The organism is Seonamhaeicola sp. ABD4_340 (genome assembly GCF_056312135.1).
Genome location: NZ_CM149981.1, coordinates 2178365 through 2201208 on the forward strand (window position 1 = coordinate 2178365; position 22844 = coordinate 2201208).

General features: G+C 32.1%; 18 protein-coding genes and 1 pseudogene. 5 read left to right on the forward strand and 14 right to left on the reverse strand.

Annotated features, from left to right (window positions below):
* The first annotated feature begins 51 nt into the window (after positions 1-51).
* The 3 genes from ACYX4H_RS09370 (at position 52) to ACYX4H_RS09380 (ending at position 3314) form a co-directional block, all read left to right on the forward strand.
* Positions 52-561, forward strand: coding sequence for a DUF6702 family protein (locus tag ACYX4H_RS09370; protein ID WP_476236003.1), 510 nt, complete (start codon positions 52-54; stop codon positions 559-561).
* A 104-nt stretch (positions 562-665) separates the two neighbouring features.
* On the forward strand, positions 666-2972 hold the full coding sequence (locus ACYX4H_RS09375) for a M1 family metallopeptidase (RefSeq protein ID WP_476236004.1): 2307 nt from the start codon (positions 666-668) through the stop codon (positions 2970-2972).
* Between the two features lie 57 nt (positions 2973-3029).
* Positions 3030-3314 (forward strand): Sec-independent protein translocase subunit TatA/TatB, encoded by a 285-nt coding sequence (locus tag ACYX4H_RS09380; RefSeq protein ID WP_476238654.1) that lies wholly within the window; start codon positions 3030-3032, stop codon positions 3312-3314.
* An 89-nt stretch (positions 3315-3403) separates the two neighbouring features.
* Here ACYX4H_RS09380 and ACYX4H_RS09385 read toward each other — a convergent pair whose 3' ends face one another.
* The 11 genes and pseudogenes from ACYX4H_RS09385 to ACYX4H_RS09435 form a co-directional block, all read right to left on the reverse strand.
* Positions 3404-4624 carry a Ca2+-dependent phosphoinositide-specific phospholipase C gene (locus tag ACYX4H_RS09385; protein ID WP_476236005.1) on the reverse strand — a complete coding sequence of 407 codons (1221 nt, stop codon included), beginning with the start codon at positions 4622-4624 and terminating at the stop codon, positions 3404-3406.
* Position 4625: 1 nt separating this feature from the next.
* Positions 4626-5861: a Ca2+-dependent phosphoinositide-specific phospholipase C gene (locus tag ACYX4H_RS09390; RefSeq protein WP_476236006.1), complete on the reverse strand. Its 1236-nt coding sequence runs from the start codon at positions 5859-5861 to the stop codon at positions 4626-4628.
* A 6-nt stretch (positions 5862-5867) separates the two neighbouring features.
* Positions 5868-8726 (reverse strand): TonB-dependent receptor, encoded by a 2859-nt coding sequence (locus ACYX4H_RS09395; protein ID WP_476236007.1) that lies wholly within the window; start codon positions 8724-8726, stop codon positions 5868-5870.
* Positions 8727-8924: 198 nt separating this feature from the next.
* A complete protein-coding gene (locus ACYX4H_RS09400; RefSeq protein ID WP_476236008.1) occupies positions 8925-9404 on the reverse strand; it encodes a helix-turn-helix domain-containing protein in 480 nt (159 codons plus the stop codon).
* Between the two features lie 714 nt (positions 9405-10118).
* Complete coding sequence (locus ACYX4H_RS09405; RefSeq protein ID WP_476236009.1) at positions 10119-10766, reverse strand: O-methyltransferase; 648 nt, start codon at positions 10764-10766, stop codon at positions 10119-10121.
* Entirely contained in the window at positions 10766-11851 is a 1086-nt protein-coding gene (locus ACYX4H_RS09410) for an amidohydrolase family protein (RefSeq protein ID WP_476236010.1), read from the reverse strand. The genes ACYX4H_RS09405 and ACYX4H_RS09410 overlap by 1 nt, the downstream gene beginning before the upstream one ends.
* Positions 11852-11892: 41 nt before the next feature.
* Complete coding sequence (locus ACYX4H_RS09415) at positions 11893-12435, reverse strand: 3-hydroxyanthranilate 3,4-dioxygenase (RefSeq protein ID WP_476236011.1); 543 nt, start codon at positions 12433-12435, stop codon at positions 11893-11895.
* 60 nt (positions 12436-12495) lie between these two features.
* Positions 12496-13278: pseudogene (locus ACYX4H_RS09420) on the reverse strand (SDR family oxidoreductase).
* A gap of 7 nt (positions 13279-13285) precedes the next feature.
* On the reverse strand, positions 13286-14686 hold the full coding sequence (locus tag ACYX4H_RS09425) for an FAD-dependent oxidoreductase (RefSeq protein WP_476236012.1): 1401 nt from the start codon (positions 14684-14686) through the stop codon (positions 13286-13288).
* 15 nt (positions 14687-14701) lie between these two features.
* Positions 14702-15970, reverse strand: a complete 1269-nt coding sequence (gene kynU, locus ACYX4H_RS09430) for a kynureninase (RefSeq protein ID WP_476236013.1) — start codon at positions 15968-15970, stop codon at positions 14702-14704.
* Positions 15971-16215: 245 nt separating this feature from the next.
* On the reverse strand, positions 16216-16863 hold the full coding sequence (locus ACYX4H_RS09435) for a hypothetical protein (protein ID WP_476236014.1): 648 nt from the start codon (positions 16861-16863) through the stop codon (positions 16216-16218).
* Between the two features lie 34 nt (positions 16864-16897).
* On the opposite strand from ACYX4H_RS09435, the gene ACYX4H_RS09440 reads away from it, so the two are divergent.
* Positions 16898-17698, forward strand: a complete 801-nt coding sequence (locus tag ACYX4H_RS09440) for a class I SAM-dependent methyltransferase (RefSeq protein ID WP_476236015.1) — start codon at positions 16898-16900, stop codon at positions 17696-17698.
* Positions 17699-17843: 145 nt separating this feature from the next.
* Positions 17844-20108, forward strand: coding sequence for a DUF7133 domain-containing protein (locus ACYX4H_RS09445; RefSeq protein WP_476236016.1), 2265 nt, complete (start codon positions 17844-17846; stop codon positions 20106-20108).
* A gap of 32 nt (positions 20109-20140) precedes the next feature.
* Here the strand turns inward: ACYX4H_RS09445 and msrA are convergent, their stop codons facing one another.
* The 3 genes from msrA to ACYX4H_RS09460 all read right to left on the reverse strand — a co-directional run bounded on the left by msrA (position 20141) and on the right by ACYX4H_RS09460 (position 22795).
* Positions 20141-20803: a peptide-methionine (S)-S-oxide reductase MsrA gene (gene msrA, locus ACYX4H_RS09450; RefSeq protein ID WP_476236017.1), complete on the reverse strand. Its 663-nt coding sequence runs from the start codon at positions 20801-20803 to the stop codon at positions 20141-20143.
* A 114-nt stretch (positions 20804-20917) separates the two neighbouring features.
* Positions 20918-21697 (reverse strand): zinc ribbon domain-containing protein, encoded by a 780-nt coding sequence (locus ACYX4H_RS09455; RefSeq protein ID WP_475294287.1) that lies wholly within the window; start codon positions 21695-21697, stop codon positions 20918-20920.
* Positions 21698-21700: 3 nt separating this feature from the next.
* Positions 21701-22795, reverse strand: coding sequence for a Nif3-like dinuclear metal center hexameric protein (locus ACYX4H_RS09460; RefSeq protein WP_476236018.1), 1095 nt, complete (start codon positions 22793-22795; stop codon positions 21701-21703).
* Between the last annotated feature and the right edge of the window lie 49 nt (positions 22796-22844).

The window sequence follows — 22844 nt, forward strand, 5'->3', positions numbered from 1 at the left end:
CTTTTTTTGGAATACTTTTTGAAATAACATTTACTTTAGCAAAAAAATTACATGAAGTATACAAAACTAGTACTGTTTTTTTTAATTCTGCCAACACTTGCTTTTACAAGTTTACATAAATATTATATTAGTGTAACACAAATTGAGTATGTACCAGAACAACAATCTGTTCAAATAATTTCAAGACTTTTTTTAGATGATTTTGAAAATGTTTTAAAACAACGTTATAACGAAAAAATTACACTAGATGAAGCTTTTGAAATACCTAGTACAAACAGTTATATAACCAAATATCTTACTGATAAACTGCAAATTAACATAAATGGTAAGCCAGCAACGTTTCAATTTATAGGTAAAAAATACGATTTAGATGTAATGAAATGCTACCTTGAAATAAAAGGCATTCAAAACATTGAAAGTATTGAGATTAGCAATAAAATTCTGTTTGATATGTTTCCAGATCAGCAAAATATCATCAAAACAAAAATAAATTCTAAACAAAAAAGCTTTATCCAAACAGTGCAAAATGCTAAGTCATTGTTAAATTTTAATGAAAATTAAGTTAAAGCTACATTAAAATCATTATTTTCGTTCAGTTTTTAATAAAAAGCTAATGGTTTGTTATAATCAGTAAGCTAATATTTGATAAAATCTAAAATTTGAAAATGAATAAACTAAAGTACTGCGTTCTATCTATAATTTTTATTTCCGCTGCCGCAATTGCACAAGAAAAAACCGAGCAAACGGTTAAAAAAGGTCATACAAATACAAACAAATTTAAACAATTGTATGATGAGTTTTCTACACCAAATATGTACAGAGCAGCCTCTGGTGCTCCCGGTAGTGCATACTATCAGCAGCAAGCAGATTATAAAATGGATATTGTTTTAGATGATAAAAAAGCTAAAATATCGGGTTATGAAACCATTACATATACTAACAATTCTCCAGATGTTTTAAAATATTTATGGGTGCAGTTAGATCAAAACCAAAGAGCCAAAGACTCTAAATCGCCTTTAATAGAAACCAGCGGTTTACAGCCTGTAATGAGGCCAAATGAGTTTGCTTCAAAATTTATGAAAGAATCTTTAGAACGAGGTTTTAATATTCTAGAAGTTACTGATGTTAATGGTAAAGATTTAACCTACATGATTAACAGAACCATGATGCGTATTGAGTTACCTAAACCAATGGCAACTGGTGATAAGTTTTCATTTTCAATAAAATGGTGGTACAATATTAATGATCATGTTAACGAAGGCGGGCGCTCAGGCTACGAATATTTTGCAAAAGACGGAAACAGAGCTTATGTAATAGCACAATTTTACCCAAGAATGGCTGTTTATAATGATGTTGAAGGTTGGCAAAATTCGCAATTTTGGGGGCGCGATGAGTTTGCATTACCATTTGGAGATTTTGATGTAGATATTACAGTACCTGCAGATCATATTTTAGATGGTACAGGTGAGCTTATAAACCGTAAAGACGTTTACACTAAAGACATGCTTAAACGTTACGAGTCTGCAAAAAAATCATATAAAACACCTGTTGTAATTGTAACAGAAGAAGAAGCTGAAGCTGCTGAAAAAGGATTCTCAAAAGACACCAAAACTTGGAAACTACGAGCAAAAAATGTACGAGATTTTGGTTTTGCAACATCACGTAAGTTTATTTTAGACATGATGGCCGTAAAAATAGGCAGTAAAGATGTTATGGCTGTATCATTATACCCTAAAGAAGGAAATCCGTTATGGGAAGAATGGTCAACCAAAGCCGTAGCAAGTACTTTAGAATCTTATTCTAGAATGACGTTTGATTATCCTTACCATAAAGCCATTTCCGTTCACGCTAAAAGACAAGGTATGGAATACCCAATGATATGCTGGAACTACGGAAGACCAAGAGAAGATGGTGTTTACAGTGACCGTGTTAAATACGGCATGATGGGAGTTATAATACATGAAGTTGGGCACAATTTCTTCCCAATGATTGTAAACAGTGATGAGCGCCAATGGACGTGGATGGATGAAGGCTTAAATACCTTTGTACAATACGTAGCAGAGCAAGATTTTGGCGAAAAATATCCTGAAGCTCTATCAGCCGAACATACGCATTTCCCATCAGACAGAGGACCTGCTAAGCTAATAGTACCTTACATGAGCGGTAATCAAGATTATATAGCACCAATTATGACCAAAGGTTTAAACACCTATCAATTTGGTAATAATGCCTACGGAAAACCAGCTACAGCATTAAATATTTTAAGAGAAACCATTATGGGGCGTGAGCTTTTTGATTATGCCTTTAAAGAATATTCTAAACGTTGGATGTTTAAACACCCAACACCCGAAGATTTCTTCAGAACCATGGAAGATGCCTCTGCAATGGATTTAGATTGGTACTGGCGCGGTTGGTTTTACACCACAGACTGGGTAGATATAGGTATAAAAGATGTTAAAAAACTATACGTATCATCTAAACCAAATAAATTTGTTAGAGATTTAGCAGCCCAAAGAGGTATGAGAGTTGAAGATTTACCACCTTTAGTATATTTAGTTGAAGAAGATAGTGATGATTATACACCAGAATTAAAAGCAAAATCACTTTTAGAAAATTCAAAGTCTTTAAAAGAGTATATCATGGATAACTTCACACCACAAGAGCAAAAACAAATTAAAGAACCCAAGTTTTTTTACAACATTACATTTAACAAACCAGGAGGTTTAGTAATGCCAATAATTGTTGAATATACTTATGCTGATGGTACAAAGAAAACAGAAACATATCCGGCACAAATATGGCGTTTAAATGATAATGAAATATCAAAAGCCATAGCATCAAATAAAGAAATTGTAAGTATAACAATAGACCCTAACCTTGAAACCGCCGATGTTGATACAAGCAACAATTCATGGCCGCAAAAAGCAACCGTTAGCGAGTTTGATGCATTTAAAAATAAAACAAAGAACTAAAAATTTTAACCGACTTTTTTAAAGTCGGTTTTTTTTATTCTCTATATTTGCATCGTGATGTATCAAACAACATTTTTATTTATAAGTGGCCCAGAAATAGTACTCATTCTATTTGTGGTAGTAATGGTTTTTGGCGCAGATAAGCTGCCAGAAATAGCACGAGGTTTAGGCAAAGGCATGCGCACACTTAAAGATGCCACCAATGATATTAAGCACGAAATAACAAAAAGTGCAGAAAATCATGGCTTAGATACCAGCGTAACCAACGATGTAAAAAAAGAATTAAACAAAGTAAAAGACGAATTAGAAGATTTTACCGGTTCTATAAAACGTAAACTTTAATTTATAATATAATTTTTGATTATATGAAATATGAAAAATCCAAGCTAACAAAAAGTTAACTTGGATTTTTTTAATCATTATAAAATTAGTTATTTTTCGATATTAATTGGGTTTACCATTACCGCTTTTTTATTTGGCATTTCTACCTTGTAAGTTGTGCCGTAATTATTAGTTTCTTGATAATAATCGGTAGAAATAACTTGAGCGCCACTAGAAAAAGCAGCTTTTGCTCTTGAGTAATCATTTACTTTGGCTTCATAAGTTTCTATATCCGAACGTGTACGCACCATATACCCTTGTTTTACATAACTTTTTATGTCTTCTTGCCTTATTATAGAATTATCTAACAATAAAAATCCAGAATGTGCTTCTCCTGCATTGGCTTTTACAAACATGATTCTGTTTTTTAAAGATTCATGGTTTTCTACATAAGCACTTTCACTGGTTAATCCTGCTCCTCCAGGTAATAATAAAAAGATAAACTTACCTTGTGACGCTTCAACCGTTGGCCAGTTTTTGGCTAAAACAGCTTCGTTTAGAGTTTTATAATCACCACGTACATCATCTGGAGTAATGATTTTTTCTCTTCCTAAAATACTTAGTAAAGTTTGGTCTAACTCATCGTAAATTTCACTGCTAAATGGCGTTACTTTAGCCGAGTTTGGAAAAATAGGGAAGCCTTTGTCTTTAGCTTCAATCATAATATAAACAGGAGCGTGTGTTGGGTTTTTATCCGACCATGTTTTTAAATCGGTTAAAGCCGCTTCAAAAGTGTTGTAATGTGATAAAAAATCTACATCTGCCATATGCATTACTTTAAACCCTGGTGTTTCAAGTCCAGTAGCGTCAAACGGTTGGTAGTTCGTAATTCCTTTCGCTTCCATAGCCTCGTAAACTGCAGGTTTAGAAAAGGTGCCACCTACAGGATCATAAACAATGTCAATAGCTAAAGAACGTAATCCAGCATTTAACTGTGCTTTAAAGTCTGGAAAGCTATAAGAAATCATTTCTTTAAATGTAAGCTCTTTTAAGTTAGGATGAAATTCTTTCCATTGCTTTTGTCCTTCAGCATCCATATTTTTGGTAAAATTCTGAAATAAATTGGTTAGTATAGGATCTACAAAATCCATCATAACAGAATCTCGTTTTTTTGCATAACTATTGTGCGTACCTAAAACTTGTATTTGATTGATTTTTAAATCTTTTGGTATTTCAACTGTACCGTTTTCAATAGTAATGGTTGTTTTTTGAGCGTTGCAAGTTGTAATAAATACTAGTAATACAACTAATGTTGATTGAATAGTTTTCATGTTATTTTTTTGAGTTGATTGGATTTAATTGTACAGGTTTTCCGTTTGGCATTTTTACGTAATAATTCGTTCCGTAAGAATTGCCTGGTCTAAAAAAGTCGGTTGAAATTACTTGAGCTCCACTTTCAAAAGCAGCTTTTGCTCTAGAGTAGTCGTTTACTTTTGCTTCGTAAGTTTCAATGTCTGATCGTGTACGAACCAAGTAACCTTTTTTAACTGCTTCTTGTATATCTGACTTTCTTACAATGGAATTGTCTAAAAGTAAAAAAGCTGCATGCGGTCGACCAATTTTAGAGCGAACAAACATCACTCTACCGTCTAAGTTTGGATGATTTTCTACATACACATCTTCATCAAAAACACCTCCAGAACCTGGTAAAAGCATAAACACAAATTTTCCAAGTGAAGCTTCAACCGTTGGCCAGTTGTTGGCTAAAACAGCTTCTTCTAATGTGTCATAATCCCCTTTTACGTCGCTTGGAGTAATTAATTTATCACGCCCCAAAATATTTACAACCTCTGCATCTAATGCATCATATACTTCTGCTGTATATGGTAAGATTTCTGATGGGTTTGGAAAAATAGCCATCCCTTTATCTTTTGCTTCTACCATAATAAAAATAGGTGTATGTGTTGGGTTGGTATTAGACCAATTTTTTAATGCCGTTAAAGCATCTTTAAAAGAAGTGTAGTGCGAACGAAAATCAACATCTGGAAAGTGCATTACCTTAAATCCTGGTTTTGCTAAACCTAAACTATCAAACGAAGCTAAATTGGTTTCGCCTTGTTCTTTAAGAATTTGATAAGATGGTGGATTGTTAAATCGATTTCCTGTAGGATCGTGATACACATCTATTTCTAAACTTCTTAATCCTGCATCTAACTGTGCATCAAAATCTGGATGCTCGTAGGCTAAACCTTCTTTAAAGTTAATACCATTTGGATGATTCTCATCCATTTGCTTTTGTTGTTCTGGAGTTAACCCCTTTAAAAATTTAGCTCCTAATTTTCTAATAATAGGATCTGTCATATCTAAAACTCTAGGATCAACAGGTTTAGCATAACTGTTGTGCGTACCTAAAACTTGTATTTGATTAATTTTAGTTTCGGCAGGTAGACTTACAGTGTTATTTTCTAAAGAAATTTCTTTTTGTTCTTGCTTACAGCTTATTACACAAAAGAGTGTAATAAGGCTTGTAAGCATATAAATATTGTTTATTTTTTTCGATTTTTTCATTGTGTTTTATCTTAATGTGTAACTTAATCCTATTTGTCCTCTAATTCCAGACCAACCTGCTTGTTCTGGTCTATTTGAATCACCATGATAATAGCGGTTTGGTGCATTAGTAATATTGTTTACTTCAATAAAGGCTCTTAAATTATTGTTGATGTTGTAAGCTCCAGAAAAGTCTACAGTAAAGTTATCGTCGAACCAACGGTAGTGCTCAGGACCAGCTATGGTACGAATTTGGTTTAAGTATTTACCTTTTAAATTACCTGCTGCTCTAAGCATTAACTTATCGTTTTCAAAAACTAGAATGGCATTTCCAATATGGCTAGCTTGTTCAGGTAAAGACGTTTTGTAGCTTCCTGTTTGTTCGCCTGCTGTAAAAGTTGGAATTTCAACTTCAGAATCGATATACGAGTAGTTTAATTCTATACCAATATTTTTAAGAAAGTTTTCTGCATTTTCAAAACGCTTTACAATACCTAATTCAATTCCCCATAACCAAGCGCTATCTAAGTTATCTGGTCTAGAAAGTACATAGTTTTCGTTGTTATATTGAACAATACTTTGGTCGTCATAAATATAATTTGAAAGATTTTTGTAATAGGCACCTGCAGAAATTAAACCAACACCGGCTGGATAAAACTCGAACATGGCATCAAAGTTTGTTGAAAATGTAGGGTCTAGCTGCGTATTACCTTCTGTAATGGTACGATTAAAGGTGTTAATTTGAGTACCAGGATTTAAGCGATTAAAAGTTGGTCTTGCATAGGTTCTGGTTACTGCGGTTCTTAATATTGTTTTATCAGAAAATTTAGTTTTTAAATGTACCATTGGTAAAAAGGCATTGTAGTCTTTACTTACTGTAACATCTTCAATAGTAGTTCCGTCGTCACTGGTAGTTACTCTTTTACCTGTAAATTCAATATGGTTAGCTTCGTTTCTAATACCTCCAATTAATTCTACTTTGTCACTTAGTTTGTAAGTAGCCATAGCATAACCAGAATAGACGGTTTCTTTAGCTGTATATGATAAGGCTGCGTTTGATGGGCTATCTTTATCTACCAAAGTCATTAAACCGTGTTCTTCTGCAAATTCATCAGAAAACATTGCATCAATTTGATTGTTTGTTACGGTTTTGTAGTTTACAACATCATAAACATCTCCAATTTCGTTTATAAACGAACCATCGAATGGTGCTTTTTGTGTATCTAACTGACTTAAAGTTACAATGTCTGGAGAGTTTGGTACGCCTAATAAGGCAGCCTGCATTTTTACAAGGTTGTAACTATTATAATCTCTATCTAATAAAGCAAATTTACTACCAAATTTTACATCTAATTTATTGTTTGCATTGTAATTAAAATCGAATTTACCGACGTATTGAGTTTCATCTTTTTTAAGGCTTGAAAGAATAACTTGATTTAAAATGGTTTGATTTGGATCAATATCTGAAGTTAAATTAGGTGTAATATTATCGATAGAACCTCCCACGCCATTTGGTGAATCCATGGCTAAGTATTTTAAACCATCAGATGACAACCCTTCGTAATTCATTTGCTGTACAAAGTTTACAATTGGGTAACCTCTTTCACTTTCTGGTAAGTTATCTGGTGAGTCTAATTTAAATTTTGAGTTAGAATATTGCCCTAAAACATCTAAATTTAATTTGTCACTTAATTTAAATTCTCCACCTAATTGTATAGACGCTAAATCGGTAACATAATCGGCATGTCTTGCCTGATATTGTATGTTATTGTTGTAAAAATTAAAATACGTTTCTCTTACGTCTTGTTGGTCTAAATATTGAGAGTATAAACCTTTAAAAAAGATTTTGCTATTATCATTAATTTCATAATCCATACCAAGATTAAAACCAGCCGTTCTACGTCTAGCTAAATAATCTCTTAATTGTAAGGTGTTAATGGCAAATGCTTGCGTTTCGTCTTCGTTTGTAAAATCATAATCCACTTGGTAACGGTCTATACCTGCTTGTCTGTCCCAAATAACACCAGAAGCAATAAAGCCAAACTTCTCTCCAATTCTGTCTCCATAAACCAAAGATGCGTTGTACGAAGGATCGTCTGCTCTGGTATTATAACCGCCAGCAACAGTAGCGCTAATTGTACGTTTTAAAGGCGCAGATTTGGTAATGAAGTTTAAAGCTCCACCAATAGCATCACCATCGGTGTCTGGTGTTAATGCTTTATTAAGTTGCACATATTGAATTAATTCTGAAGGAAATACATCTAATTGCGTGTAACGTTCATCACTTGCTCCACCGGCACTAGGTAAGCGATTGCCGTTAAGAAGTGTAGATGTCCAGTGTGTTGGCGCACCTCTAACTACCACTCTGCGTCCTTCTCCCATATCTCTTTCAATAGATACGCCTTGCATACGTTGTACAGCTTCGGCAGCATTACGGTCTGGTAATTTACCAATGGCATCGGCAGCTAAAACTTCGGTAATAGCTAAACCGTTTTTCTTGATATTAAGCGCTCTTACCTGTGATGGGTAGTAAGTACCTTTTACTACTACTTGATCAAGCGTGTTTAAAGATTCTGTAAGAGAGATTGTACCTAAATTTAGTGTTGTACCACTTTCAATTGTTAAAGGTTTCTCTAATGTTTCATAACCTACATAGGAAATAATCATAATAACATCTCCTGAAGAGATATTATTTAATGTGAAATTTCCATCAAAATCTGTAGTTGTTCCAAGTTGCGTGTTTTTAATATAAACTGAAGCTCCTGGAAGTCCGCCAATGTTGTCAACAATAGTTCCTGTAACAGTACTATTTTGAGCAAAAGCAAATTGACCTGTTACCAAAATAAAAAATAGTAATGATAACTTGTTAAGTAATTTTGTTTTCATTTTATAATTGAATTAATTTAATTTTTATGCAAATAAAGCATAGAAAAAAAGTTTGGGAGTTCAGCCTAAGTAATTCGAACCATGAAAAGTAGTGTATAAGTGGGATGAACCCATAAGTATCTAAATAACAGGTGTTTGATCTTTGTTAAGTTAAGGTTATTAGTGTGTAAATGCTAAAAAAAACCTTTTTTAAAGAAGTTATTTTATCTGTTTACGATATTCAGAAGGTGTAATTCCTTCTATTTGTTTAAAATATTTTATGAAAGTTGTTTTTGAATTGAACCCAGAAAAGTATGCTATATTTTGGAGTTTCTCTTTACTGTTTTCTTTCATAATTTTTTTTGCTTCTTCAATTTTATATTCATTAACAAACAAAAAGAAGTTTTTTTGAAGTGAAGTATTTAAAATTTCGGTTATATGATGTTTAGAAATATTAACTTGTTTAGAAAGCTTGCTAAGAGAAAACTCACTGTCTAAAAATGGTTTTTTAGTTTTCATATGAGTTTGCAAAACATTTAAAATGTTACTGGAGTCTTGTGTTTTTAAAGATGATTTTTCATATTTAGCTATTTTTGGTTTTTTTGTATTAGTTTTAACAGCTTCACTAATCTTAGCTTGATATTTTATTTTAAGAAAAATAATTAGAAAATAAATGAATCCAATTAAGTTAAAAATCATGAAAAAGTTAATGTCTATTAACTTGAAAGCTTTGTTTAAAAAACCACAAATATTACCTGTAACCCAAAAAAATAATGGAACAATTAACCATTTTAATGTTTTGTTATTGTTTTTAACCGATGTATAAATTAAATAAAAACATAGAGGGTGATATATTAAAAATGAAGTGAAAAAAACAATATTATAGCTTTTTTTATAGGGTTGTACATAACTATAATTGTTGAAAAAATACATAAAAATACCAACTATAATAAAAGCTATAGTAAGAAAAATTGTTGGTGTGAAATGTAAAATATGTTTAAAGTTAAAACTCGTAGTGTTAGTTAGTTCATTTTTAACGTAAAAATATAGCAAAGGAGCAATTGCAATGCTTATTGCTGGAGAGTACATTTGGTAAAGCGTATTTTTGTTTAATGATAAAAATACAAATTTTAAAGTAATAACAGTAAAGGTAATGGCAAGTATAAACCAAATGTACCGTTCGTTACTTTTTTTTAAAATGTCCTTATTAAAAAGGAGGAATATAATAATGATTTGAGTGAGTATTGCTATTAATAAATAACCCATCATAATAGTTTTAGGCTTTGCAAATTTAATTTAAAACATAAAACTTATTATCACAACCCTAATGGTTTAAAGAAAAAGTAATAAATAAATAAAGATTACTTTACACAGTTAATAGATATTGTTTGTTTTTTGTCTTGTGAGTACTAGTTATGATTTTAGTAATCTACTTATAGTTAGGCCATCTCTAATAGGTAAAATAACAGTTTCTAATCTAGTATCTTCTTTTAATAATTTGTTATACTCTAATAACGCTTTTGTTGATGTATCTTTAGCATCTAAGGTTTCAATTACCTTTCCGCTCCAAAGCACATTATCAGATAAAATAACACCGCCACTATTCAATTTGTCAACAATAATATTGTAATAATTAGGGTAGTTATCCTTATCAGCATCAATAAAAACTAAATCAAACATAACATCCAACTCAGGAATAATGTTTAAAGCATTACCTAAATGTTGTATAATTTGGTTTCCATAACCCGATTTGTCAAAGTATTTACGCTGAAAATCAACAAGTTCTTCATTAACATCAATAGTATGTAAAACACCATTTTTTTGCATGCCTTCAGCTAAACATAACGCAGAATAACCAGTATAGGTGCCAATTTCCAAAATATTTACAGGGTTTATAAGTTTAGAAATCATACTTAACACCCGCCCTTGGTAATGCCCACTAAGCATACGTGGTTGCAATATTTTTTGATATGTTTCTCTATGTAATTGTTGTAGTAATTCTGGCTCATTTTCAGAGTGTGCAACTACATAATTGTCTAAGGCTTCTGGTAAAAAGTGCATTAGTTTAATATTCTATTAATAAGTTTTTCTTTTTCTGTTTCATCATTTCCAAATAACCATTGTAAAACATTGTCTTGCCAGATGGCATCATATTCATTTTGATTTAAAATATTACGTTCCATAGCTAAATCTAATATTTTACCAGGATATGATGATTGTTTGTGGCTTTCCATTTCACCAAGCGGATATGGGTCATCTAGCCCCATTACAACCTGTTTACTGCCGTGGTTACGTATAAGTAATTCTAAACCACCTGTATCGTGCACAAGTGTATCAAAAAATATGTTTTTATGGCCAACGGCTTTTCTTGGGTGTTGTTTGCCTTCAAACAAATCTGGTCTGCCATCAAAACCTTGAATGCGCCTGCCTAAATTTATTTGTGATAATTGGCTGCCGTGAGCAAAACAAGTACGCATATTTGGGTATTTTTCTTGGTAGCCGTTAAGGGTTAAAAAGTGATAAGCATCGGCGCATTGGGCCAGCATCCAAATAAGGTGAAAACGCCATGCGGTATTTTCTAAATTTATAAACTTTTCACCGTCATATGGGTGAATTTCTACTGCTAAATTGTATTTGTTGGCAAGTTCAAAAATAGGTTCGTTTTCTTCATCATAAATACAACGCCATGTACCAATGGTATCCATGTAATGGGTTGGTAAACATAGTAAACGTAAACCTAATTGTTCAACACAACGCTCAATTTCCCAACAGGCACTACGCAAAAAACCTGGATGAACTACAAAGCCACAGGTGAATTTACTAGGGTGATCATGCTGAATTCTAGCATTAAAATCATTTTGAAAGCGTAAAGCTTTTTTCATTTCTTCAACGCGTAAACCATTGCCGTATAGTTGAGATAAGTTAAGTACAACGGCATGGTCTATTTTATTGCGTGCCATCCAATCTAACTTTTCATGCAGAAAAAAACTAGAATCTGTTACCGGCCTTTTCCAGCCCTTTTGCAACATGAATTTTTTGTCTTTATCAACCCAAAAAATACCTTTTTCGCGCATGTAATCTGGTATTTCTTCGGGGTAAGGAAGTAAGTGTGAATGTCCGTTAATTCTAAGTTTACGCTGTGTCATTGTGGCTTGTGTTTACAAAAATTAAGCTAATAGAATCTGTTTTATTCAGAAACTATTTTTTTAGGAGGCTCCATGACTGTTCCGCAATTATTACAAGTGCGTTTGTTTTCGCTGCTATAAAATTTATCAAAAATTACAGGCATATCAACTTCAATATCATCTAATTTAAACTTTTTACGGTATAATAAGTTTCCGCAGTTTTCACAATACCACTCTAAAGCATCTTTCATTTTTTTTGAACGCGGATATTCAATAACCAAACCAACAGTATTGGCCTTACGTTGGGGTGAGTGTGGTACTTTTGCAGGTAGTAAATAAATATCGCCTTCGTTTATGTGTACATCTTCGGGTTTACCATCATTATTAATAATTTTGAGCACCATATTGCCTTCAACTTGATAGAAAAACTCGGGTGTTTCATTGTAATGATAATCTTTACGGTTGTTTGGGCCGCCCACAACCATAACTATGTATTCGCCATCTTTCCAAACACATTTATTACCAACTGGTGGTTTTAAAAGGTGTCTGTTTTCATCAATCCAAGCTTTAAAATTTATGGGTTTTACTAATTTACTTTTGCTCATATTGTAAGTTTTAAAAGCGTTATTTTAATATATTAACACGCTTATTATGTCTTTTTAAAGTTACAAACTTTTTGTTCTTCCACCATCAACAGGAATGTTAATTCCGTTAATGTAAGCAGCATTTTCACTAGCTAAAAATACTACGGCGCTAGCAACTTCTTAGGGCTTTGCAAAGTGTTTTGCAGGTGTGTAGTTTTTCATTATTTCTGCCATTGCTTCGGGTGATTTATTTTCAATGTTAGCTTTGGTTTTTATAATGTCGTAAAGTCTTTCAGTTTCAGTAAAACCAGGTAAAACGTTATTAACTGTAATACCAAAAGCAGCCACTTCAATAGACAGTGTTTTGCTCCAATTACCAACAGCACCTCTAATGGTGTTACTAACACCTAACATGGGAATGGGTTCTTTAACAGAGGTTGAAATAATATTTACAATTCTGCCAAAACCTTCAGTTTTCATAAAAGGAATAATAGCTTGCGCTAACACTTGGTTGCATTTAACGTGCATGTTGAAGGCTTTTTCAAATTCAGTTAAACTAGCGCTTAAAATATCACCACTTTTTGGGCCGCCTGTGTTATTTACTAATATATGAAACCCTTGGTTGTTGTTTATATAACTAGTTATTTTGTGTTGTAAAATTTCCGGATTTTCAAAATCTGCAACAATGTAATCATGGCTTCGTTGTTGCGGTAATTCTTTTAAAACAGCTTTAAGTTTTTCTTCATTTCGTGCAATTAATGTTATGCGTACACCTTCATTAGCAAGCGCTATAGCAGTTGCTTTACCTATACCTTGTGTGCTGCCGCAAACAAGAGCGTGTTTGTTATTTATATTTAAGTTCATTGTGGTTTTATGTTAAGCCTGCAATTTTATCTTCGTTTAAAATATTTTGAGTTTCGTGTTCTACTTTTTCTAAAACAGATTTTAAATTGTCTTGAGGTGAAATAGATTTGTTTGAGAGTAAATTTAAAATAGCTTTGTCTTGCGCGCGCCCTTTTTGCATTGCTTCATTGTAACCAATGGTTTCATTAAATGTTACCAAGCTATATTTTGAAGCATAAGCTTGTGGAAATGTTTTTTCTAAAGCCATTTCTATTTTACGTTTATCTTTAAAAATAGGATTAGCTACGTGGTCTCGCATTTCATAAAAATTATCAATAGCTAAATCTGCTATGGCATCGGTATCTTTTTTTCGCGCTTTTTCATAGGCTTTAAACGTGGCTTCCCAATTGCCTAAATTCTTATCTAAAATACTATCAAAAACAACAACATCTTCAAAACTAGCATTCATGCCTTGCCCGTAAAAAGGTACAATAGCATGTGCAGCATCTCCCATTAATAGGGTGTTGCCTTTGTAATGCCAAGGTGAGCATTTTATGGTGCCAAGGGCTGCGGTTGGGTTGTTATTAAAATCATTTAACAAATTAGGCATATGTTTGAGTGCATCTGGGAATTCTTTTTTAAAAAATTCTAATACTTTTTCATCAGTATTTAAGTTGTTGAAATTATATGTGCCTTCAGCATAACTTAAAAACAGTGTTACTGTAAAACTGCCATCTAAATTAGGCAATGCAATAAGCATAAAACTACCACGAGGCCAAATATGTAATGCGTTTTTATTTAGTTTATATTTGCCATTGGCTTCTGGTAAAATGCTCAATTCTTTATAACCATGAGTTAAATATTCTTGTGAGAAACTAAAAAGAAACTTTTTACCTAAATAGTAGCTTTTTCGTAATGAAGAACCAGCGCCATCTGTACCAATTATAACATCGGCATCTTCAATAAATTCAGCTTTAGTTTTGTAATCTTTAAATAGGGCAGTGGTTTTTTCAAAATTTACCGAAAGACATTTTTTATTGAAATGTATAGTAACGTTTTTATGTTTTTCGGCTTCATTTAATAATAAAGCATTTAAATCTCCGCGTGAAATAGAATTGATGTATTCATGGGTTCTACCACTGTAGTTAGACTGGAAAGTGTTGCCCTTATTATCATGTATCATTCTACCATGCATGGGTATGCAAAGTTGTTTTACTTTTTCTTCTAAGCCTACTAATTTCATGGCTTTGTTACCACGGTTAGAAAAGGCTAAGTTTATGGAACGACCTGCACTGATATCTACTTTGCGTAAATCGGGTCTTTTTTCAAAAACGGTTACATTATAACCTCTTTGAGCAAGACGAAGTGCTAGTAAAGAACCGCAAAGGCCTGCGCCAATTATAAGTATATTTTGTTGCTTTTCTTTCATGTTTTTTACGCTGAATTAACTTAAAATGGCTTTTAGTTTTTCTACTAATTTGTAAACATCTTGAAATGAATTATACAGAGGTACTGGTGCACAGCGTATAACATCAGGTTCTCTCCAATCACTAATTACACCTGCTTGTGTTAGTTTTTTATGTAATGATTTATCAGCATTTTTTACTTGAATTGAAAGTTGACAACCCCGTTCATTTGGGTTTTTAGGGGTTATAATGCGTATAACATCTTCACCTAAATTTTTAAGTAAAAACTCAAAATAAGCGGTTAGTTTTTGTGATTTTTCTAATAGCTTATCAAAACCAACATTTTGAAACATATCTAATGATGCTTTTATAGCTGCCATTGATAAAATTGGCGGATTACTAAGTTGCCAACCCTCGGCACCTGGTAGTTGGTCAAACTCATCGCGCATGGTAAAACGGGTTTGTTTATTATGGCTCCACCAACCTGTAAATCGGTTTAAGTTTTTATTGTGTGCATGCCTTTCATGAACAAAACAACCAGCTAAACTTCCGGGGCCAGAATTTAAGTATTTGTAGGTGCACCAAACGGCAAAATCTGCACCAGAATCGTGCAAGTTTAAAGCAACATTTCCGGCGCCGTGAGCGCAATCAAAACCTACATTACAGCCATATTTGTGACCAAGTTTTGTAATGCGTTTTAAATCAAAGTATTGGCCGGTGTAATAGTTAACGCTACCAATCATTATTAGGGCAATTTCATCACCTTGTTCTGCTAAAATGGCCTCTAAATCTTCGTAACGTAGTAATTCTTCATTTTGTCTGGGTTTCCAAAGTATAAGGCCTTCTTTGTGATTAAAACCATGATGACGTAATTGCGATTCTACAGCATATTTATCAGATGGGAAAGCATCACTTTCAATTAAAATTTTATAACGTTTTTTTGTAGGTTGGTAAAATGATACCATCATTAAATGTAGGTTGGTGGTTAAAGTATTCATTACTACTACTTCAATAGGTTTAGCACCAACTATATTAGCCATACTTTTTGTTAAAAACTCATGGTATGGCAGCCATGGGTTTTTTGCTTCAAAATGGCCTTCAACACCTAATGTGGCCCAATCTTTTAGCTCCTGGTTTATGTATGCTTGCGTGGTTTTAGGTTGCAAACCTAATGAGTTTCCTGTCATGTAAATAAGTGGGTTTCCGTTGGTATCTTCAGGAATATGAAACTTATTTCTATAAGGCGCTAAGGCATCGTTTTTATCTAATTCTAAAGCAAAATTTAATCTTAGTTTGAATGCAGACAATTTGAAGAATTTTATGGGTTTCTAACAAAAATAAGAATTAAATGAGGTTTTTAGAAACAATTATTTTAATCATTTTAATTACTAATTTTAAGTAAAAAGAAATTATAAAAAAGGAAAAGCGCTTCAACCATTGATTGAAGCGCTTTTAATATATATAGACGCAAATGCGGAAAATTATTTATACTTAAATTACGTATTTAGTCTGTGTTTAGATGTTTTCCTTACAAGTAAATGTTATTTTTTTTTTAGTTGTAAGTAATATTTATTTCTGAAAGTTTTACAATAGGTGTTCCATCAATTTTTGTGTGATCTGTAGCTATTTTTATGCCGTTAAAATCTTGAAGGTTTTCAAATGTATTGGTTAGTGACGGTTCAGGCGCATTTCCTTTTCTAAAAACCCATTCTTTAATAATAAAATTTTTGTCATAAAAAATATCATAGGCATCACCAGGTGTGTAGCCACCTTCATTTGAATATGTAATTGTTATTTTATTCATGGCAACCTTACTAATTGGAGCAGTAGTTTCAATAGGTTTTGAAATGGTAGCAGATGTATCCCAAACTAATTGAAACGGTATTAACAACCAAAATTTGTCATTTATAAAAGCGCGGTCTGCTTTTTTAGCAATACTGTCCATAGATTTTCGGTTGTAATTAATGGTATCAGTATTTGTGGTTAGTTTAACATCATCAGTTTTAGGGTTCCAATTCCAAAGACGATTTTTACCAAATTTAAATTGAATTTCTTTTACAGCATCCCATTTTTCAAAACCATGAGCGTGAGCAATTTTTTCAGCAGTAGATAATGTGTTTGTTTCAACAGTTTTGTTTTCCTTTTGTTTGCAGGCAACAAAAAGAGTGATTATGCTTAAAATGAATATACTTTTTTTCATATTTTTAAAGTTTTGGCAAAGATAAGGTTTAGTTATGAGTATAAATCAAGATTATTTTAATACAAACAAAAACACATGGAATGAAAAGGTTAAAGTGCATTCTAAAAGTGATATGTATAATTTGGAAGCTTTTATAAACGGAAAATCTTCATTAATGCCTTATGAATTGAAAGCTTTAGGAAATGTAAAAGGAAAAACACTACTTCATTTACAATGTCATTTTGGGCAAGATACTTTAAGTTGGAGCAGGTTAGGAGCCAAATGTACAGGCATTGATTTAAGTGATGAAGGCATAAAACTTGCTAAAAAATTAAATGATGAATTACAGCTTAACGCAAAATTTGTGTGCTGTAATGTTTTAGAAACTTCGGCATTTGTAAAAGATACTTTTGATGTTGTTTTTACAAGCTATGGTGTTATTGGGTGGTTACCAAATTTAAATCCTTGGGCGCAAATGATTGCCGAAAAATTAAATAAAGGCGGTGTGTTTTATATGGTTGAATTTCATCCCATAGTTTGGATGTTTGATTATTTAAAAGATAAGCCAATTATGAAATACGGTTATATGCAAAATGAGGTTATTTATGAAGAATACCAAGGCACTTATGCTAATGAAAATTCAAAAATGATTAGCAAAGAATATTGTTGGAATCATGGTTTAGGCCAGGTAATTACAGCATTAACCAATGTAGGTTTACATATTAACTATTTAAATGAACATTATGAAAGCCCGTATAACATATTACCAAATTTAAAAGAAACCAACTCTGGTATGTTTGAGGCTGAACACAAACTTTATCCGCTTATTTTTGAACTAAAAGCAACAAAAGTATAGCATTAGTATATGTATTTAATATTTCAAAAAACATTTATGCTACAATAGTGTTTATTAGTATCCTTAATACCTTAAAAAAAATAAGAAATTGCATTAAAATTTAAAGTTAAATGTTACTTGAGTTTAAGAGTGACAATGTTTTTTTATGAAATTGATTGATTTATTAAATAGCGTTTTAAAAATAGCGTTTTACAGTGTAGCAATAGTTTTATTGGCATATTCATGCAAACCAAAAACGTTTGATGAACCCAAAATATCTCTTGATAATTATAAAATTGAAAACGGATTTAAATTACAAGCAGTAGCCACAGAACCATTTATTGAAGCGCCCGTAGCTATGGATTTTGATAATAAAGGCCGTATGTGGGTTGTAGAAATGAAAGGCTACATGCAAAACCTTAACGGCACAGGTGATGAGCTGCCAAACGGAACCATTTCTATTTTAGAAGATTTAGATAATGATGGTGTTACAGACCACGCTAAAGTTTTTTTAGATAGCTTAGTTTTACCAAGAGCTATTGCGCATGTTTATGGCGGACTTTTATATGCTGAACCACCAAACTTATGGTTTGTTGATATTGAAAATGATACCCCTAAAAATAGAGTTTTAGTAGATTCTCTGTATTCTGATGGCGGAAATGTAGAGCACCAACCCAACGGTTTATTATTGCATGTTGATAATTGGATTTACAACGCAAAATCACATTTTAAATACCAACGCAAAAATAACAAATGGATAAAAAAACCAACAGCCTTTAGAGGGCAATGGGGTATTTCAAAAGATAATTTTGGTAGGCTGTATTATAACACAAATTCTGTTCAACTTTTAGGTGATTATGTGTTGCCAAACACATTAACAGAAAATATATATTACAAACCTCAAGCAGGTTTAAACAATACGTTAACACCAACACAAAGAGTTTATCCGCTGCATCCTACTGCTGTAAACCGTGGCTATGTTAAAGGTGTTTTAAATGCAGATAGTTTATTGTTAAACGTAACATCTGCCTGTGGCCCATTAATTTATAGAGGCAATCAATTTTCTAATGAATATCAACAAAATGCCTTTGTATGCGCTCCCGAAGCTAATATTGTTAAGCGCAATATTTTAACTTTTGAAGCAGATAAAGTTATAGCAAAACAAGCTATAGAAGGTGAAGATTTTTTAGCATCTACCGATGAAGGTTTTAGGCCAGTAAATCTCAATAATGGGCCCGATGGCAATTTGTATATTGTAGATATGCACCGTGGTATTATACAAGATAAAGCTTTTATGACGCCTTATTTAAAACAATTACTTGCAAAAAAGCAATTAGATACTATTATTGGAATGGGGCGTATTTTAAAGGTGTCAACAGAAAATACAAGCAATAAACTAGCTGTTAATTTAAATGATTTAAATACTAAAGCATTGGTTGATTTATTAAGCAGTAATAATGGTTGGTTAAGAGACAGAGCGCAACATATTTTAATTTATAAGCACGATAAAACCGCAATACCGTTGTTAAAAACCTTATTAAAAAACAGTAAAAATGAAACAACAAACATTCATATATTGCATACTTTAAATGGTTTAAACGCCTTGAATTTTAATTATTTAAATAGTATTTTGAAAACTAGTGGTGTACAAACCACTTGTCATGCATTGGTTTTACTAAAAGAATTTTATTCTGAAGAATATATGTCAGAGTATATAGAAACACTTCAAAATTTAATATCAAAAAATAATCCTGAAATTGATTTATATGTGTTAAGTTCTTTAAAAAATTGGATGCAACTAAAACCCGAGATATTCTTTCCTTTAGTTAATAGTTTAGCTTCAAAATATAAAAGCAATACAGTATACCACGAAGCTTTAATAAACGGGTTAAGTGGTGCTGAAGTAGAATATTTAGCCTATAAACGTAATAAAGAAACTGCGCCAGTTTTAAACGATATGTTAAATAAAGTGGTTGGAAATAGGGCAAAGAAAAAACAAAATGCTATTTATACCAGAAGAAAAACCTTTACAGATTCTAGAACAGAGGGTTATACCATTTACAAAAACATATGCGCAACTTGTCATGGTATTGATGGTGATGGCATTGAAAGTTTAGCACCGCCATTAATGAATTCAGATTATATAACCGAAGCTTCAGAAAAACGATTGGCTTTGGTGTTACTTCATGGTTTAACAGGACCTGTACATGTAAATGGTAAGCTATATGATTTAAATATTACCATGCCAGGTTTGGCAAATAATCCTGATTTTTCTGATGCAGATATTTTAAATCTCATTAAATATTTAAAAAGTGCCTTTGCGGGTGCATATGAAAAAATAACAATAGATGATTTAAAAAGTTTACGTAAGCTAATACCAAAAGATGGTGTTTACACAGAAAAAGAGTTGGCAGATTTAATCAAAAACTAGTTTGAAGATACTTCTTATTTTGCAACAAAATTTTAATGAGCTTCTTCTTTTAATAATTCTTTCGGAAATTTAGCCTTAAACTTATTCAATCTTGGAATTGAAACGTTTTTGATATAAGGATGGTTAGGGTGTAAGCGTTCATAGTTTTGATGATAATCTTCAGCAATCCAAAATTTTTGAAACGGATACACTTCGGCTGCAATTTTGGTATTTAACTTTTTGGCTAAAGCTTCCTTTTTCTTTAAAATAATTTGTTTTTGTTCCTCATTTTGATAAAAAATAATAGAACGGTATTGCGAACCTTTATCAGGGCCTTGTCCGTTTACTTGCGTTACGTTTTGTGAAGCAAAATATACATCAACTAAGGTTTCAAAGCTTACTATATTTGGGTTGTAAATTATTTCAACAGCTTCGGCGTGTCCTGTACGTCCTGTATTACTTGCTTCATAGGTTGGGTTTTTTGTGTGTCCGCCAGAATACCCAGAAATAGATTCTTCAACGCCCTTTACACTTTCATAAACGACCTCTACGCACCAAAAACAGCCACTTGCAAAATAGGCTTTAGCCAAACCATTTTTTAAAGGTACTTCAATGGGTTTTGCATTAGTGATGTTTTCTTGTTGCTTTTTTGTTTGTGCAGTATTTTGACAACTAAATAGTAGCGATAAAATTAAAAGTGTTATTATATTTTTCATAGAAATTTTATTTATTAAGACGTATAAAAATACAAAACCTTAATATTAATTTTGGTAAAAATAAAAAGCCTCCACTGTAAGTGAAGGCCTTTTTAATTATATTTTTAAAATGGATTATAGTTTAGCAAATAACTTTTCCATTTTTTCTTTTTGCTCTTCGGCTAAAACAGCATCCACTAAAATTCTACCACTGTGTTCATCTGTAATTACTTTTTTTCTTGAAGCAATTTCAACCTGTACTTGTGGTGGAATTGTAAAGAAAGACCCGCCAGAGGCACCTCTTTCAATTGGTACAACAGCTAACCCGTTTTTTACACTGCCTCTAATTCTATCATAAGCAGCTACTAAACGCTCATCAATTTGCTCTTTGTAATTAGCAGATTTTTCAATTAAAGCTTGCTCTTCTTTTTCAGTTTCAGCTAAAATATCATTTAATTCACCTTTTTTGTGTTTTAAATGAGATTCACGTTCTTTTAAACGCTCTTTAGTTTCAGAAATAACTTCTTTTTTCTGCTCAATTTGCGCTTTAAATTCTTTTATGTGTTTTTCAGCTAACTGAATTTCTAATTCTTGAAATTCAACTTCTTTGGTTAAAGAGTTGTATTCTCTGTTATTTCTAACATTTTTTTGTTGCTCTGAGTACTTTTTAATTAAAGCTTTAGATTCTTCAATTAAATTCTTTTTTGAGGTAATATCATTATCTATTACTTCTAAACTAGCAACAAGTTTCTCTAATCTTATGTTTAGGCCAGCTACTTCATCTTCCAAATCACGAACTTCTAACGGAAGTTCACCTCGTACATTTCTAATTTCGTCAATACGAGAATCAATTAATTGTAAATCGTATAAAGCTCTTAAACGCTCTTCTACAGTTACTTCTTTCTTTTTAGCCATACTTTAAAAATACTTAACAGGATTGGTATTGGTGTTTGATAAAACGACTGCAAAATTAGTAATTTTTTTTGTAAGATACGTTACTAAAAGGTTTTTTGTGAACTGTTCGCTTTCATAATGTCCAATATCGGCTAATAAAATGCTATTTTCGGCAGTAAAAAAGTCGTGATACTTTAAATCTGCAGTTACAAAAACATCTGCACCCTGAGCTTTTGCAGCGTTAATTGCAAAACTACCCGAACCACCTAAAACCGCAACTTTTTTTATAGGTTTATTTAAAAATTGTGAATGCCTTATAAAGCCGGTGTTCATGGTTTTTTTTAGGTGCTTAAAAAATGCTTCTTCAGGCATTGGTGTTTTAAACTCTCCAATCATACCCATACCTATATGTTGGTTTTTGTTTTCAATTGTTATAATTTCATAGGCTATTTCTTCATAGCTATGTGCGCTTTTAAGAGCTTTTACAACTTGATTTTCTTGGTGTTTAGCAAAAATTACAGATATTTTAGTTTCGTTTTCAGTATGTGTTTTACCAATTGTACCAATGGTTGGGTTTGCGTTTTCATTGGCTTTGTAAGTGCCATAACCTTCTGTATTAAAACTACAATTGCTGTAATTACCAATACTACCAGCACCAGCACTAAATAAGGCATTTCTTAAAGTGTTGGCTTCATTTTTAGGCACATAAGTAGTTAGTTTTTTTATGGTTTGAGGTTGTGGAATAAGTATTTTTTTATTAATTAAACCAATTTTGTTACATATTGCATCATTAACGCCATGCAAGGCATTATCAAGAGCAGTGTGTATTGCGTAAATGGCTATATTACTTTGTATGGCTTTTAAAACAACACGTTCTACGTATGTTTTACCGGTTATTTTTTTTAGTCCTTTAAAAATAATTGGGTGAAAGCTAACTATTAAGTTGCAATTTTTTGCAATGGCTTCATCAACAACGGTTTCTAAAGTATCTAACGTTACTAAAACTCCTGTTAGTTTTTCATTTTTATTGCCAACTAACAGGCCTACGTTATCAAAATCTTCAGCGTAAGTTAGTGGAGCAAGTGCTTCTAAATGGTTAATTACATCTTGAATAATCATAATATTTGCATGATTTCATTTTTAAACAAATATAAAATATTTACTTTGC